Annotated in this window: 15 protein-coding genes; 8 read left to right on the forward strand and 7 right to left on the reverse strand. The window is 61.2% G+C overall.

Annotation, left to right across the window (positions count from 1 at the left end; all coding sequences use genetic code 11):
- Positions 1 to 14: 14 nt before the first annotated feature.
- The 3 genes from ACQ4MS_RS09760 to ACQ4MS_RS09770 all read right to left on the reverse strand — a co-directional run bounded on the left by ACQ4MS_RS09760 (position 15) and on the right by ACQ4MS_RS09770 (position 3112).
- Positions 15 to 1049 carry a porin gene (locus ACQ4MS_RS09760; RefSeq protein WP_431099289.1) on the reverse strand — a complete coding sequence of 345 codons (1035 nt, stop codon included), beginning with the start codon at positions 1047 to 1049 and terminating at the stop codon, positions 15 to 17.
- A gap of 183 nt (positions 1050 to 1232) precedes the next feature.
- A complete protein-coding gene (locus tag ACQ4MS_RS09765) occupies positions 1233 to 2225 on the reverse strand; it encodes a Bug family tripartite tricarboxylate transporter substrate binding protein (protein ID WP_431099291.1) in 993 nt (330 codons plus the stop codon).
- The gene (locus ACQ4MS_RS09770) at positions 2222 to 3112 is read right to left on the reverse strand and encodes an N-formylglutamate amidohydrolase (RefSeq protein ID WP_431099293.1); all 891 of its coding nucleotides are present in this window, start codon (positions 3110 to 3112) and stop codon (positions 2222 to 2224) included. The genes ACQ4MS_RS09765 and ACQ4MS_RS09770 overlap by 4 nt, the downstream gene beginning before the upstream one ends.
- A 78-nt stretch (positions 3113 to 3190) precedes the next feature.
- Here ACQ4MS_RS09770 and ACQ4MS_RS09775 point away from each other — a divergent pair, with 78 nt between their 5' ends.
- The gene (locus ACQ4MS_RS09775; protein ID WP_431099295.1) at positions 3191 to 4087 is read left to right on the forward strand and encodes a LysR substrate-binding domain-containing protein; all 897 of its coding nucleotides are present in this window, start codon (positions 3191 to 3193) and stop codon (positions 4085 to 4087) included.
- 23 nt (positions 4088 to 4110) lie between these two features.
- Here the strand turns inward: ACQ4MS_RS09775 and ACQ4MS_RS09780 are convergent, their stop codons facing one another.
- Positions 4111 to 4293 carry a hypothetical protein gene (locus ACQ4MS_RS09780; RefSeq protein WP_431099297.1) on the reverse strand — a complete coding sequence of 61 codons (183 nt, stop codon included), beginning with the start codon at positions 4291 to 4293 and terminating at the stop codon, positions 4111 to 4113.
- Between the two features lie 196 nt (positions 4294 to 4489).
- On the opposite strand from ACQ4MS_RS09780, the gene ACQ4MS_RS09785 reads away from it, so the two are divergent.
- On the forward strand, positions 4490 to 6898 hold the full coding sequence (locus tag ACQ4MS_RS09785; RefSeq protein ID WP_431099299.1) for a glucose/quinate/shikimate family membrane-bound PQQ-dependent dehydrogenase: 2409 nt from the start codon (positions 4490 to 4492) through the stop codon (positions 6896 to 6898).
- Between the two features lie 102 nt (positions 6899 to 7000).
- Here the strand turns inward: ACQ4MS_RS09785 and ACQ4MS_RS09790 are convergent, their stop codons facing one another.
- Both ACQ4MS_RS09790 and ACQ4MS_RS09795 read right to left on the reverse strand, forming a co-directional pair.
- Positions 7001 to 7765 carry a TylF/MycF/NovP-related O-methyltransferase gene (locus ACQ4MS_RS09790; protein WP_431099301.1) on the reverse strand — a complete coding sequence of 255 codons (765 nt, stop codon included), beginning with the start codon at positions 7763 to 7765 and terminating at the stop codon, positions 7001 to 7003.
- A gap of 256 nt (positions 7766 to 8021) precedes the next feature.
- Positions 8022 to 8951 carry a LysR family transcriptional regulator gene (locus tag ACQ4MS_RS09795; protein ID WP_431099303.1) on the reverse strand — a complete coding sequence of 310 codons (930 nt, stop codon included), beginning with the start codon at positions 8949 to 8951 and terminating at the stop codon, positions 8022 to 8024.
- 148 nt (positions 8952 to 9099) lie between these two features.
- Between ACQ4MS_RS09795 and ACQ4MS_RS09800 the strand changes: the two genes are divergently transcribed.
- The gene (locus tag ACQ4MS_RS09800; protein ID WP_431099305.1) at positions 9100 to 10131 is read left to right on the forward strand and encodes an aldo/keto reductase; all 1032 of its coding nucleotides are present in this window, start codon (positions 9100 to 9102) and stop codon (positions 10129 to 10131) included.
- 72 nt (positions 10132 to 10203) lie between these two features.
- On the opposite strand, the gene ACQ4MS_RS09805 is transcribed toward ACQ4MS_RS09800, so the two are convergent.
- Positions 10204 to 11382, reverse strand: a complete 1179-nt coding sequence (locus tag ACQ4MS_RS09805) for an NAD(P)/FAD-dependent oxidoreductase (RefSeq protein ID WP_431099307.1) — start codon at positions 11380 to 11382, stop codon at positions 10204 to 10206.
- Between the two features lie 284 nt (positions 11383 to 11666).
- Between ACQ4MS_RS09805 and ACQ4MS_RS09810 the strand changes: the two genes are divergently transcribed.
- The 5 genes from ACQ4MS_RS09810 (at position 11667) to ACQ4MS_RS09830 (ending at position 14286) form a co-directional block, all read left to right on the forward strand.
- The gene (locus ACQ4MS_RS09810) at positions 11667 to 11993 is read left to right on the forward strand and encodes a hypothetical protein (RefSeq protein ID WP_431099308.1); all 327 of its coding nucleotides are present in this window, start codon (positions 11667 to 11669) and stop codon (positions 11991 to 11993) included.
- A gap of 110 nt (positions 11994 to 12103) precedes the next feature.
- A complete protein-coding gene (locus ACQ4MS_RS09815) occupies positions 12104 to 12304 on the forward strand; it encodes a hypothetical protein (RefSeq protein WP_431099310.1) in 201 nt (66 codons plus the stop codon).
- Between the two features lie 40 nt (positions 12305 to 12344).
- Positions 12345 to 12698: a hypothetical protein gene (locus ACQ4MS_RS09820; RefSeq protein WP_431099311.1), complete on the forward strand. Its 354-nt coding sequence runs from the start codon at positions 12345 to 12347 to the stop codon at positions 12696 to 12698.
- Positions 12699 to 12884: 186 nt separating this feature from the next.
- Positions 12885 to 13199 carry a hypothetical protein gene (locus ACQ4MS_RS09825; RefSeq protein WP_431099312.1) on the forward strand — a complete coding sequence of 105 codons (315 nt, stop codon included), beginning with the start codon at positions 12885 to 12887 and terminating at the stop codon, positions 13197 to 13199.
- A 208-nt stretch (positions 13200 to 13407) separates the two neighbouring features.
- On the forward strand, positions 13408 to 14286 hold the full coding sequence (locus ACQ4MS_RS09830; protein ID WP_431099313.1) for an NmrA family NAD(P)-binding protein: 879 nt from the start codon (positions 13408 to 13410) through the stop codon (positions 14284 to 14286).
- Positions 14287 to 14351: the final 65 nt, after the last annotated feature.

Genomic DNA, 14351 nt, shown 5'->3' on the forward strand with positions numbered 1-14351 from the left:
CTGATGCCCGGTATTCAGAAGTTGTGCATGATGCCGACCCCATAAACGCGGATCACATCGTTGGCGACCCGGTTGTTGGGGTCCTGGCGGTCATAGAAGGCGTACAAAGAAGTCCGGTTGCTCATCTTGTAGGAGTAACCCGCCTGCAGGCGCTTGAGTTTGGCCGCAGGATCGCTCTGGACATCCTTGCGGATGTAATTGCCCATGACCTTGCTCTTGGGCGTCACCTCCCAGGAGGCACCGATCATCTGCGCGCCCACCTTGCTGCGCGACAGGGCATTGCCTTGAAAGTTGTCGCGGTTATAGACCGCCCACGCACGGATCGCGCCGAAGTCGTAGGAGCCGACCAGCATCCACTTGTTCTTGAACTCATTGAGCGCCGCCCCGCCGCGTTTGCTGTCCGTCCCGTACCCCACGCCCAGGCCCAGCGGACCGCCGCCCTCGCCATAGCTGAGGGACACGTCGGTCTGCTTGTAGTCGCTTTCAAAGCGGATCGGGCCCGCAGGGGCCTCCGCCCGGCCTTCACCGTTGAGGTAGTGGCCGGCGCGAAAGACAAAATTGCCGATCACCGGGCTGGCATAGCCCACGGCGTTGGAGACACGTGTGCGCGCGTTGAAGATGGAGGTGCCGATGGCGGTGGCGCCGGCGTCGTGGATGACGTACTCCACGTTGCGGCCAAGGATCGCGTAGATGGGCGTGCGGCTGGGCGCGGCCGAGTCAATGCGGCCGATATTGACGACACCGAAGCTGCCGCCGAGCCCCACGAAAGAGTTGCGGTACATCGGTGTGGTCGAGGCCCCGGTGTCGGAAGAAAACCCTGTTTCGATCCCGAAAAAAGCCCTCAGGCCCTCGCCCAGGTCTTCGCTTCCCTTGAAGCCGAACCGGGACGCGTTGCCCGTGATGAGGGTCTGGGATAGGGCGCCGGTTTTGGAGTTCTCAAAGCTCGTGTCGACTCTTCCGTACACCGTCACCGTGCTCTGCGCCCATGCGGCGACAGGCGTTATTGCGCCGGCGGCAACCGCGGCCAGGCAGATCATCTTGAATTTCATTTCTCACTCCTCAACAGTTTTTTTAGATGGCGGGAAGGTCAATCACCGCCGCATGGGTGTTCGTGGGCAAATTCGCCCAGCCTGTGAAGATTTCGTCTTCCACAGGACAACAAACTCAGGGATGCATGCGCGTCAGCCGCCCGGCCGAGGTCTCGTGGCGGGGGCGTGAAGATTCATGCGCGCTTATTCCAGAACAATCTTGTTGGCCTGGGCGACGTCCTTGAAGAACCGGATGCGCTGAATGACTTCCTGCCGGTATTCAGCGGGCCGCACGTTCTCGGGCAGCATCGCGCCGCGTTTGCGCCAGGCATCTTGCGTGTCCTTGTCGCGAAGGATGGTACGTACCGCGTCGTAGAGCTTCTGGACAATGGGCTCTGGTGTTTTGGCCGGCGCCGCCAATCCTGTCCACGAGGTCAGGTTCAGATCAGGCAGCTTGAGTTCGTCGAAAGTAGGCACATCCGGCAACTGCGAGACGCGCAGCGGCGCGGCCACAGCCAACGCACGCAGGGTTCCGCTCTGGAGCATGAGCAGGTTGGTCGACAGGTTGTTCCAGGTCAGTTGGACCTGCCCCGAGAGCAGGTCTGTCAGCGCAGGCCCGGCGCCCCGGTACGGTATGTGCGTGATGAACAGGCCCAGCTTCGATTTGAGAAGCTCCATGCTCAGGTGCGCCACCGAGCCATTGCCCGAGGATGCGTAATTCAGCTTGCCAGGATTGGCCTTTGTGTAGCGCACAAACTCGGCGAATGTCTTGACGGGGAGTTTGGCGTTGGCGACCAATACATTCGGCAGCCTGTCGATCAGCGTGATATAGGCGAAGTCGTTCACAGCGTCGTAGGGAAGGTTGGGCGACACCGCGGGGTTGACCACATGGGTTGACTGCGAGGTAACAACCAGCGTGTAGCCATCGGGCGCGGCCTTTGCAACAATGCCGGTGCCAATCGCGCCGCCCGCACCGGCCTTGTTGTCGATCACGACAGGCTGGCCCAGCAGCCTGCCCAGTTTGTCGCCCATGGCGCGCGCTGAGATGTCCACTGCCCCGCCGGGCGGGAAAGGCACGACCAACGTAATGGGACGGCTCGGGTAGGCCTGCGTCTGGCTGAATGCCGGGCAGGCCACCGCGCCCGCCGCGCCTGCCGCGAGACCCAGGAATCCGCGACGGTTGCTGGTGATGTTCATGCTGCGTCCTTGATGTTGAAGTGGCTTTTCGGATGATTGGCTTCTTCCCTGATGTATCCCGCGATGGCCTGCAGCACCAGGTGGATACGCTTTCTGAGTTCATGGAACTGCCGCTTTGGCTCACGCGTCTTCTCGTCAAGGTAGAGCGCCCTGTTGATTTCGATCTGCAGGCTGTGCTGTCCGTGTGCGGGCCGGCCAAGAGTACGCACCAGGTCTTGCCCCGCATAGGGGTCGTTCAACGCGACGGTGTAGCCTTGCCGCTTGAACTCGTCCCCGACGAAGTCAGCGAAAGCCGCGCTGCAGCTCTCGCCATGCAAGTTGCCCAGCACGATGTCGGCCAAGGGCTTGTCCGGCAGCCCCAGGCGCACATATGCGTTGCTTGGCATGGAATGGAGGTTGAGATGCCACCGTTTACCCTGCTGGGTGCTTGACTGGGCCAGTGCGTCCTCTAGCGCATGGCGATACGGCCGCCAGCAGCTTTCAATCCGGTGTTTGATTTCACTGGCATGAAGCCTGCGGCTGTAGATCGGCTGTAGTGTCGGCGTCTGGCTGAACACAAGGCCATTGCCCAGTCGCAGGCAGGGTTGGGAGGGCTTCACCGGCCGGTCCCATTCACCGTCCAGCATGGAGAGGTCAATGTCGTCCTCGCTGCGGTTGGGATCGATGTAGCTGCGGGGAAACGTTGCGTGCACAAGTGTCGCGCCGACCAGCGGGGCCGTATCCCAAAGCTGTTCGATCAGCGTGTCTTCGCACTGCCGCAGCTGCGCCAGTTCAATCGAAAAGTCGAAATCCTGCGGGTAGTAAGTGCCGCTGTGCGGCGAGTCGCACACCAGCGCGATCGGATCGGCGGCGGGGTGGACGACTTTGACGGGGGGGGCGTTGCTCATGGGCCGCAGTTTGAGGCCCGGCCCGCGGCGCGGCAAACGACAATTTCAAAGAAGCTGATTAGATGATCTAATACCTGAATGAAATTCAAGTCACCGTCGCTGGCTGAACTGCATGCGTTCCTCGGCGTCTGCCAGCTGGGGAGTTTTCGCCGCGCGGCGGAAGTCCTGTCGGTCACCCAGGGGGCGGTCAGCCAGGCCATCCTGCGCCTGGAGCAACGGCTCGGCTGCAGCCTGTTCGACCGCCAGCAGGCGGGCGTCGTGCCCACGGTCCGCGGACGCGAATTCCAGAAGCTGGTCGAAGCCCATGTCGCCGGGCTGGAGGCGGCGGTCACCCAGTTCGGCGGAGAGTCATCGCAACACAAAGTGCGGGTGAGCGTCATACCAACCCTCGGAACGCGCTGGCTGGTCCCCAGGCTCGCGCAACTCAAGTCCTTGAATCCCAATGTTGAGGTGGAGCTGCGCCAATTTCATTTCGACGAGGACTTCAAACGTGACGACGTGGACCTGTGGATTGCGCTAGGGCGTCCTGGAAAAAGATGGCCACGCGGGATCCGGGGACAGTACCTGCTCGGTAACGAAATTACGCCCGCCTGTACCCCGGCGCTTGCGCGCAACATCAGACAGCCGGGGGACATTGCCGCGCACGTCCTTCTTCATCACGTCAACTATCCCGACAACTGGGCCGTATGGATGGAAGCCGCGGGTTTGAAGCAACCCAAGCCCGCGCTGGGTCCCGGGTTCGACCTCGGCAACAACCTGATCGTTGCGGCGTGCGCCGGCATGGGGATCGTCGTCATCCAGCCGTGCCTCGTCGAGAGCGAGCTGGAAAGCGGCAAGCTCGTGCTGCCTTTCGACACCCGTGCCGCCATTGGCCGCGGTTACTACCTTTGCCAACGCTCAGCTACCGCCCACAACAACCGCGCCGTGGAGGCGTTTGCGTCCTGGCTGCAAGAGCAGGCCGTCGACGCGGCGTAAGTTTAGTCCCGGTGCCTGCCGGCTCAGGCCGCCAGCGCTTCTTTCGGAAAATTAGTCGAAGCCGACAGCGCTCGCCAGGCTTTCACCTCGGCCTCCCGCAGTTCTATCTGGCGCCGCATGAACTGCGGCCGCATGCCGGCTCCCGAAAGGCGCGCCGCGCCCGGGCTGCTGGCTAACGCGGGCTGTGCGCCGCTGTCAATTGCCAATGGGCATGGGTGCTGTCCCTGCCCGCAGCGCGTGTACCGCGCGCATTTCTTTTTGTATCTTCCTTATCCATCGGTTGATTTTTGCAAGCGATTTTTTTCGGGTGCCTACAGCCGTGCGAGTCCACGGCTGACGCGTGGCAGCCCGTAACGGGAATAGATTGGGAGCCTCTACGGACGCACCAGGAAGAACAAAAAAGTGCCAGCCATTTCGCGCCTTCGTTCCGCTTTTTTCACCGGCCTGGTGCTTGTGTTGATAGGGGGACTGCTCGCCTTGCCGGGCATCTGGCTGGTGGTGCTGGGAGGTTCCTGGTATTACCTGCTGGCCGGTTTGGGCTTTGTGCTGACCGGCGTCCTGCTGATCCGTTATGGACCGATAGCGCTCTGGGTCTACGCGCTTCTGCTGGCGGGCACGCTGGCGTGGGCCTTGTGGGAAGGCGGGCTGGACTGGTGGCCGCTCGCGGCACGCGGCGGCGTGCCATTTCTCATTGGCCTGTTCCTGCTCACTCCCCTGGTCGCCCGCGCCCTGCAGTCGGAAGCGCCGGGCCAGTCCGGCGTTCGTGCCGGCCAATGGGCGCTCGGGGCGGCGCTGGCGCTCTTTTTCGTCGCCTCGGTCGCCACCTGGCTGCATGATGCCAATCGTGTCGCGGGCATGCTGCCCTTGCCGCCCACCGGCGCGTCGGCCGCTCCTCCGGCCGATGCCGTGCCCCCCGGCGACTGGCATGCTTATGGACGCACCGGCCATGGACAGCGGTATTCGCCGCTTAACCAGATCACGCCCGACAACGTGGAGAACCTGGGACTGGCCTGGCAATACCGCACCGGCGATATGCGCGGCCAGCCCGGTGACCCCGAAGAAACCACCTTCGAGGTGACCCCGCTCAAGATAGGCAACCGGCTTTTCCTGTGCACACCGCACCAGTCCGTCATTGCGCTGGACGCCACCACAGGCGCAGAAATTTGGCGCTTCAACCCCGAAATCCAGGGCAAGCTTGCCCTGCAGCACCTGACCTGCCGCGGCCTGTCTTACCAGCCACCCGCCGTCGCGTCTACGACAGCCGCCACCACCGCAGCGCCCACCGACTGCCCCGGCAAACTCTTCATGCCCACGTCGGACGGCCGCGTGATCGCCCTCAACCCGGACACCGGAAAGACCTGCCCTTCCTTCGGCGGCGGCAAGGGGCAGATCGATCTCTGGACCGGCATGCCCAACCACAAGCCCGGCGCCTATTACTCCACCTCGCCGGTGGTGGTGACGTCGAAGCTCATCATCGTGGGCGGCACCGTGCTCGACAACGTCTCCACCAAAGAACAGTCCGGCGTGATCCGCGCCTACGACATCAACACCGGCGCGCTGGTCTGGAACTGGGACTCCGCCAACCCGGATGCCACCGCCCCGCTCGCGGCAGGGCAAAGCTACACTCCCAACTCCCCGAACAGCTGGTCTATCTCCAGCGTCGACGAAGCGCTGGGCATGGTCTATGTGCCGCTGGGCAACCAGCCGCCCGACCAGTGGGGTGGCCAGCGCAGCCCAGCGGTGGAAACCTATTCGTCGTCCATCGTCGCGCTGGACCTGGCCACGGGCAAGGTGCGCTGGAACTTCCAGACCGTGCACCACGACTTGTGGGACTACGACGTCCCGGCCCAGCCCAGCCTGCTGGACCTCACCGTCGGCGGCAGCAGGGTGCCCGCGCTGGTCCAGCCCACCAAGCAGGGCGAGATTTTTGTACTCGACCGCCGCACCGGCACCCCCCTGTTGCCCGTCGTGGAAACACCGGCACCGCAAGGCGCCGCGCAGGGCGACCGCACCGCACCCACCCAGCCGAATTCGGCGCTGTCGTTCAATCCGCCACCGCTGACTGAACGCGACATGTGGGGCGCCACGCTGTTCGACCAGCTCTATTGCCGCATTGCCTTTCACCGCCTGCGTTATGAGGGCCGCTTCACGCCGCCTTCCACACAAGGCTCGCTGATTTATCCCGGCAACTTCGGTGTATTCAACTGGGGCGGTGTGGCGGTCGACCCGGAGCGGCAGATGGTCTTCGCCACGCCGACTTACCTGGCGTTTGTGTCCAAACTCGTGCCGCGTACCGACGACACGTCGCTCCTGGTGCAGGGCAAGGAGCGGTCCGAAGAAAGCCTCCCGTCGCTCAATGAAAATTTCGGTGCGCCCTTCGCAGTCAAGCTCAGTGCATTTGTCTCGCCGCTGGGCATCCCGTGCCAGGCGCCGCCCTGGGGCTATGTGGCTGGTGCCGACCTGACCACAGGCGCTATTGCCTGGCAGCACAAAAACGGCACCGTCCGCGACCTGGCACCCGTGCCTTTGCCCTTCCGCATGGGGGTGCCCAATCTCGGCGGCCCGCTGACCACAGCGGGCGGCGTGGCCTTCCTGTCCGGCACGCTCGACTACTACCTGCGCGCTTATGACGTGAATACCGGCAAGGAACTCTGGAAGAGCCGACTGCCCGCCGGTGGCCAGGCCACGCCCATGACATATACCGGCGCCGACGGTCGGCAATATGTGTTGGTGGTGGCTGGCGGCCACGGTTCGCTGGGTACCCGGGCAGGCGACTATGTCAGGGCGTATGTCCTTACGCCGGGCAGTTGACAAGACGACGTTGTGCGTTGGCTTCTGTCAACTGTGTTGATGCTGTTGATGAACAATCCCCTATGTGCGCCAAGCTGATCCAGCAGCTGCGGGAGCATAGAGTTATTCAATGATGGCGTACGCGATGTAGGGATCAAATGGCGTCTTTTTCAGGCGCATATTTTTCAGTCCGGCCACTTCTTGAAGGGCCACGGTTTCGCCGGGGTAGTTTTTGGTGTTGAGCTCGTCAAACGCCAGCACGGCGCCTCTAGGCATGCGATCCAGTAGTAGTTCGAGTGCCACTTTGGTGGGAGTGTAAAGATCAAAATCCAGGTACAGCATGGAGACGATGATGTGCTGGTTGTCCTGCAGGAATTGAGGAATAGTTTTGGTCGCATCACCAATGACCAATTCCGTTTTGGGAATGTGGTTCAGCGCGCGGTTGCTGTCGTGCAGGCTGATGGATTGCTGGATTTCCTCCACGATGCGAGCGTTGACAAACAGGTCGCCGGCGTTGGAGTTCAAGTCTTTGTTCGTATCCTTGTTGTCCACCGACGGAAATCCTGAAAACGTGTCGAAGCCGTAAATACGGCGTTGGTGGTTGTAGGGTTCGTAGATGCTGGATAGCTGCGCGTAGGTCATGATACCGGCACCCGCGTAGCAGCCGCACTCGATCACTACGCCGGGCACATCCAACTGGAGTTTGAAAAGTTCATTTTTCGCCAAAAAACGGCTGATGTCCTGGCGGCGCACATACTTGGCAAAACTGGACAGTTTAAGCGTGGTGGGAAGCGGAGAGTCTTCGAAATAGCCGGCATACTCCAAAAAACGTGAGCGATCGCTGTCGGTATGTTTGAGCGGATTGCCTTGGAATACTTCGTTTTGCATAGGGGTCTCACTAGGTTTAAAAATTGCCGCGGACGATATTTGTCGGGTTGTTGGAGCAGCAGTCAGATGCCGCCTTACCCGGTCTAAGTAGGTTAGCAGGTCCGGGCCGCTCTGGGGCGCGTCTTCCCTCAACGTGATAGAAAACAAGCAGGATGGGCTCTGGCTGGCCTGCGGGGATGGGCGAATTTTTCGCAGTTATCAGCCACCTCATAAGTAGGCGCGACCCAGGACGATAGCTGTCAAAAAGATAGCGCACTCACGAATACAGCTTCGCCCCCGCCGCAAACTCAGCCTTGAACACCTCGGCCACCCAGTCGGCAAAGGCGCGCACCTTGGCGGTCAGGTGGCGGTTGCGCGGGTACAGCACCATCATCGGCAGCGCTTCGGGCTGCCAGTCAGGCAGCACGCGCACCAGTTCACCGCTGGCCAGCAGCGCGCAGGTGCGACGCGTCAGCGGCGGCTGCGACAAGCCCAGGCCGGCCAGCACTGCGCCCATGTGGCTGTCAGCATCATTGCAACTCACCCAGTGCGGGCGGTGGATCTGCTGGACGTCTCCACCTTTGGAAAATTCGAACGGAAACACCCGGCCCGTCTTGGCGGAATGAAAGTTCACGAAGCGGTGCTGCTCCAGGTCTTCCAGGGTCTCGGGTGTGCCGTATTGCGCCAGGTAGGAAGGCGCGGCGCAGGTCACCACCGTCAGCCGGCCCAGCGGCCGCGCCACCAGTGTTTCGTCATGCACGAGGCCGCCGCGAATCACGCAGTCCACACCTTCGGCGACCAGGTCCACTGGCCTGTCGGTGCTGCCAAGTTCCAGCACCATGTCGGGGTAGCGCCTGAAAAATTCCGGCAATGCCGGTGAGATCACATGGCGGCCTACCGCCGCGGGCACATCCACGCGCAGGCGCCCGGCCGGCGTGGCCACAGCCCGGCGCAGTGTGCCCTCCAGCTCGCCCATGTCCTGCACCATGGCCAGCGCACGCTGGTGGTACAGCGCGCCGTCGTCCGTCAGGCTCAAGGTGCGCGTGGTGCGGTTCAGCAGGCGGACGCCGAGGTGTGCTTCGAGCTCCTGCACCACCGTGGTCACCCTGGCTTTGGGCATGTGCAGCGCAGTGGCTGCCGCGGTAAAGCTGCCCAGTTCCACCACCCGGGTGAAGACTTCCATGGCCCTGTAGCGATCAACGCTCATGATTTTGACCTTTATTGTTCTTTGAATCGGTAACAGTTATTTTGATTAAAGGCTGTTTATTCATTTTATTCAAACCAATACAGTTCACTCATCTCTCCCGCTCATCCGTCGATTCATCACTGATCCACTTTTTACAAAAAGGCTCCCCATGACCGCCAACATCCTGTCTTCCACCCGCCTGGGCTTTCGCGGCCCGCAATCCGTTTCCGCCATTGGCCTGGGTGCCATGGGCATGTCGGGCATGTACGGCGCCCATGACGAGGCACAGGGCATCGCCACGATTCACGCCGCGCTCGACGCCGGCGTCAACCTGGTCGACACCGGCGACTTCTACGGCATGGGCCACAACGAGATGCTGATTGGCCGAGCCCTGAAAGGCCGGCGCGATGAGGCGCTGATCTCCGTGAAGTTCGGTGCGCTGCGCGACCCGTCTGCCGGCTGGATCGGCATGGACGGCCGGCCCGCCGCGGTGAAAAATTTCCTGGCCTACACGTTGCAGCGCCTGGGCACCGACCACATCGACATCTACCGCATCGCGCGCCTCGACCCGAACGTGCCGATCGAAGACACGATTGGCGCCATGGCCGACATGGTCAAAGCCGGTTATGTGCGCCACATCGGCCTCAGCGAAGTCGGCGCGCAGACCATCCGCAAGGCGCACGCCGTGCACCCCATCAGCGACCTGCAGATTGAATATTCGCTGGTCAGCCGTGGGCCTGAGGCAGAAATTTTTCCCGTCCTCAAGCAGCTGGGCATTGGCGTCACACCCTACGGTGTGTTGTCGCGCGGTCTGCTGTCCGGCTCCAAACCCACGGGCCCTGGCGATTTCCGGGCGCACCTGCCGCGCTTTACCGGTGACAACGCGTTGAAGAACCAGCAACTCGTTGATGTGTTGCACCAGCTCGCTGCCGGCATGGGTGCCACGGCATCGCAAGTGGCGATTGCCTGGGTCATCGCACGCGGCAAGGCGCTGGGCGTCGACATGGTGGCGCTGGTCGGTTCGCGCAAGCCAGCCCAGCTCGACGAAGCGCTGGGCGCGCTCAAGCTGGAGCTCAGCGCTGAAGACCTGCAGCGCATTGAGGCCGCGCTGCCCGCCGATGCGGTGGCCGGCACACGCTACGACGCCTACCAGATGGGCCACCTGGACAGCGAAAAGCAGGCGAAAATTCAAGTTAAATAAGCCGATAGCCCTTGAACGACGGGCGCAAACAGCTATCAATTCAGGAGCAAAAGAAAAGAGGAAGGCGTGAAGCTAGATCACGTTCTTCTCAAGCAAGGTGCGCCCCTCTACCAGCCGCTGCGCCGCCAGTGGCGACAAGTCCAGGCTGGTGTAGGCGCCTTCGGCCATCCACTCCGCCAGGCCGCGCCCCACCGCTGGCGACTGTTGCAGCCCGTGGCCGCTGAAGCCATTGGCCAGCAGCAGGTTGGGCAAATGCGGGTGTGGCCCCAGTAGCGCGTTGTGGTCGTGCGTGTTGTATTCGTAATAGCCGGCCCAGGCGCGCTGCATGCGCACGGCCTCAAAGCCCGGCACGCGGTTGGCCAGTGTCAGCCATGCTTGGTCAAAGAGGTCGTAGTCCACCTCCAGCGGCACATCGTTGTGGTCTTGCGCAGGGGGCAAGCCGCAAATCCAGAGGTCGCCTTCGGGCCGAAACCACAAACCGCTAGGGTCAATCACCAGCGGGCAGCCGGGCGTCTTCGCGGGGCTGGCAAATGCATACACACAGCGTCTGCGCCCATACACCGGCAGGTCAAGGCCTGTGCCGGCCAGCAGCGGCCGCGCCCATGCGCCTGCCGCATTCACCGCCCAGTCGCACGGCAGTTGCGCGCCGCCCTGCAGCGTCACGGCACTCACGCGGCCGTTGCTGTGCGCAAAGCCGGTGGCCTCGGCCTTCACATACTGCACGCCCAGGCTGCGCGCCTTTTGTTTGAAGGCCATCAGCAAACCATAGCCGTCAAACCAACCCTCGCCTGAAAGGCCAAGCGACGCCAGTGCCAGGTCGTCCACCTGCAGCCATGGGAAGCGTTGCTGTGCTTCCGCGGGGGTCAGCAGCGCGACGTCAACACCGTGCGCGCGCTGCGTTGAGTGGTTCTCCCGCAAGGTAGCCGCCCCTGTCTCAGTCGCCAGATAAAGGTAGCCACGCTCGGTCAAGCCGATGTCGGGCACATCGCCATCGACCGCCAGGTGCTCTTTGATGTTGCGCAAGAACCCAATGCCGAATTGCGACGCCGCAATGTTCACCGGCTGCGAGAACTGTTGGCGTATCGAGCTGGCCGAAAGCGCCGAAGAGGCTTGTGCATAGGTCGGGTCACGTTCGATCACGGTGATGTTGCCGCCAAAGCTTGGGTGTGAAGCCAGGAAATATGCGATGGCGCTGCCGATCACGCCGCCGCCGACGATGACGACCTGTTGTAGAGGTGTTGTGTTGCTCATGCCGTTCGATGTTTTGCTTAAAGTGCTTCTTGTCATCGTACAGGGCGGCCTCCGGGCCGGTCGGTGGTCAGCGGGATCGGGAACTCATCGTGACGGTGTGTGTTTGTTCTAACTGGCCTCATCCCATATGATCGCGTCAACCTATGTCCTCACCAGACCATTCTCAGGACCTTAAACCTGTCCCCGTGAACCTTCGAACGGGACTGATGGTCGTTTCGGTTCTGCTGTGCCTCTACGCCGCACTGAGGCTCTTGAATCTGACACGGTCCATTCAGGAAGACGGCATGATTCCCCAGCTTTGGTGGCCCGTCTTCACCATCAGTACTGAAGTGAGCTTGTATCTTCTTTGCATCGGCTTGCTGGTGGCGCGCATGGCGTTTGTGCAATGGGTTGGGTTGTTTCACGCAAGTGCCTGGCTCATTGAGTTGCTTGTCAGCCTGCCTGTGCATCTGCCATTTGCGCTCGACAAGACACCGATTCCGAGTGGTCACGTGACCCAAGCCGCCATTTCACAGAACTACCTGAGATTCGAGCTAGGCATGCTTGTTGTGACAACCGTGCTTGCGTGGGGACTCGTCGTTTATGCGAGGCAGTTGCGCAGCGCGCGATAACCCGATCGGGTTGCCTGCCGGGCGGCTATACCTATATAGGACGGGCGGCACGTAGCCATCGCACCAATGGCTGTGATCATTCAATCATCTTTTATCTAGCTCCAACCATCATGGAATCCTTCAAACCCAGAGTCGGTAAACCCATCACACCCGAGCAGTTTGACGAGCTCAGCGACGAGCAGCTGATTCGCCTCATTCCCAAGGCGTACCGCGAGTTCTTTCCCGGCAAGGACTTCTGTGCTGATGGGCACTTCTATCTGCATGATGGAACGGCCTGGAGTTTTTATCGGGGTGATTTGCTTGATGAGTAGCGTGCCCGCGAGTCACCACAGCATGAATCCTGCTCCGCGCATGCCCAACTGGTCAGATGCAGATTGGACTTTGAGAGTGAGATATGACAGCTTCATTGTCAAAGTTTCGGAAATGAATGCCACCAACGGCATTGCCGATTTCCATCAATGTGGATTGCAACTTGCCCGTGACCTGAAGCTGGAGGCACAGAAACTGGGATATAGCAGGGCGTACGAATTCTCCAGCGATATTTATTGGTTGTTGCAAGCTGCGGCCACAGTACTGTTCTTTCTTGTCGGTTCGCAATCGACTGTATTTCGCGAATACCTGAAAGGCGTTTTGTATTACAGGAATTTTGAGTCAACAAGCGCCAGGGTGAAGGAATTCCTTGCCTTCACCCAATGTGATGCCTAAGTAATTGCTCGCGAAGCTGATCGTGCGCACTTGTCGCCACACAGCGACAAGGTGCTGTAAGCACAAGGCGCGACGTGCAACGGTATGTATATGGGGTCAACAGGGCAACAAGCCCTGCCGTTGAGCAGGTGGCTACGTGATAACAACAATCCATTAGCCATCTCATCATCCATTCAAAGGACTCTCATGAACAAACTGCTCGCTTCCCTGATCGCCACTCTGTTCGTTGGCGTTGCTGCCGCACAAACCCCTGCCGTACCGGCTACTCCAGCTACTCCGGCTACCCCTGCCGTCAAGGCAGAAGTCAAGGCCGACAAGGCCGCCGCAGCCACTGTGAAGAGCGAAGCCAAGGTTGAAAAGGCTGAAGCCAAAGCCGTTGAAAAAACAAGCAAGGCAGACGCCAAGACCAAGGCCAAAGCAGAAGGCAAAGTGACCAAGGCTGAAAAGACCGACGCCAAGGCAGAAGCCAAGGCCGACGTGAAAGCTACTGCCAGCAAGTAAGTGGCTCGCGGCGCTACAAGGCCGCTACCTATTAAAAAAGACAGGCTCCGGCCTGTCTTTTTTTTGCCTGCGTGTGCCGGCTACTCGCGTATCACGATGCTTCCGCGGTGTCAGCGCATTCCGACCAGTGTGGGCTCCTGTGACTGTCACTGACCAGGCCCGCTAGCAACCAGCATGAAGGTTTTGGCACCAGACAAAGGAGATTCCCATGCACATCATTCTTGGCGGAACAGGACACGTCGGTTCGGCGCTGGTCAAACGCCTTCTCGACGCGGGCGAGCCCGTCACCCTCATCACCCACGACCCCAAAAAATCCGGCCGGGAAGGCAAGGCCAAACACGAGGTGCCCCAGCGGGCCAGGGTTGCGCTGGCCGATGTCCACGACGTACCGGCGCTGCGCAAGGTGTTCCAGCAGGGCACGCGCCTCTTTCTGCTCAACCCGTCCGCGGCGCCTAGCACCGACACCGACGCTGAAGAGCGCGCCACGGTGAAGTCCATCATGGAAGCGCTGCAAGGCACGCAGCTCGAGAAAATCGTGGCCGAGTCCACCTACGGCGCTCAGCCCGTGCAGCGTGCAGGCGACCTGGGCATTCTTTACGACATGGAAAAAGCCCTGGAGGCCCAGCCCATACCTTTCAGCGTGATACGCGCGGCCTACTACATGAGCAACTGGGACGCAGCGCTGAAGACCGCACGCGATGAAGGCGTGATCGACTCCATGTTCCCGCAAGATTTCAAACTGCCTATGGTGGCGCCGCAAGACCTGGGCGAGCTCGCCGCGCGGCTGATGACCGAGCCTGCAGAAAAAACCGGTCTCTTTTACGCTGAAGGCCCTGAGCCATACACCCCCGGCGACGTAGCCGCCGCCTTTTCAGAAGCGTTGAACAAGTCAGTCGCGGTGCGCGTGATACCGCGTGAGAAATGGGAAGAGGCCTTTAAAGCCATGGGCTTCTCGACCGCTGCCGCCAAATCCTATGCGGCGATGACAGCGCTCACACGGGATCATCCCTACTTCGACGATGCGCCCGTGCGCGGCCGCACGTCGCTGCGCGCCTATGTGCGAGCACTGGTGAGCGGGTCGATTTAGCTCCCTTCCCCGCTGGGGGAGGTTTGGCCTGTCCTGAGCCTGTCGAAGGGGTTGGGGGCCAGCGG

This window comes from Polaromonas aquatica, assembly GCF_050626995.1.
GTDB classification, from domain to species: domain Bacteria; phylum Pseudomonadota; class Gammaproteobacteria; order Burkholderiales; family Burkholderiaceae_C; genus Polaromonas; species Polaromonas aquatica_A.